Origin of the sequence: Klebsiella grimontii, from assembly GCF_900200035.1 — a bacterium.
GTDB classification, from domain to species: domain Bacteria; phylum Pseudomonadota; class Gammaproteobacteria; order Enterobacterales; family Enterobacteriaceae; genus Klebsiella; species Klebsiella grimontii.
Map to the genome: position 1 here is coordinate 1 of NZ_FZTC01000048.1, position 697 is coordinate 697.

At 62.8% G+C, this 697-nt stretch carries 1 protein-coding gene; it reads left to right on the top strand.

Annotated elements, in window-relative coordinates; all coding sequences use genetic code 11:
* The first annotated feature begins 101 nt into the window (after nucleotides 1–101).
* Nucleotides 102–659, top strand: a complete 558-nt coding sequence (locus tag KOSB73_RS28165) for a recombinase family protein (RefSeq protein WP_004118524.1) — start codon at nucleotides 102–104, stop codon at nucleotides 657–659.
* Nucleotides 660–697: the final 38 nt, after the last annotated feature.

Here is a 697-nt window from a genome sequence, read left to right on the forward strand (position 1 = left end):
GAAGCCCTGCGGCAAGCCACCGACGCCAACGCCAGATCGTACACCCACGAAGAAGTGATGCAGGCGATGCAGGAACGCATCGACCGGGCGCGAGACAAGCCATGTTGATTGGCTATGCGCGCGTCTCGACGCAGGATCAGAACCTGGAGCTGCAACGCGAAGCCTTGAGCAAGGCCGGATGTAAAAAGGTCTTCGAGGACAAGGTGAGTGGCACGCGGGCAGACCGGCCTGGCTTGGCCAAGACGCTCGAAATGCTGCGCGAAGGCGATACTTTGGTCGTCTGGAAGCTCGACCGGCTGGGCCGGTCGGTCAAGCAACTGGTCGATCTGGTCGGCGAGCTGCACAAGCACGGTGTCCAGTTCAGGAGCCTCACCGACTCCATCGACACCGGCACACCATCCGGGCGGTTCTTCTTCCACGTCATGGCGAGCCTTGCCGAAATGGAGCGCGAGCTGACCGTCGAGCGCACCCGCGCCGGGCTGGAAGTCGCCAAGCAGCTCGGCCGCAAAGGCGGCCGCAAGCCGAAGATGACCGACAGCAAGATCGAGTCGGCCAAGAAGCTGCTGGCCAGCGGGGTGCCGCCCAAGGACGTGGCCAAGAACCTCGGCGTGTCCATTCCGACGCTGTACCGCTGGGTGCCAGCCTCCACGCACGCTTAGCGTGCTTTATTTTCCGTTTTCTGAGACGACCCCATCAA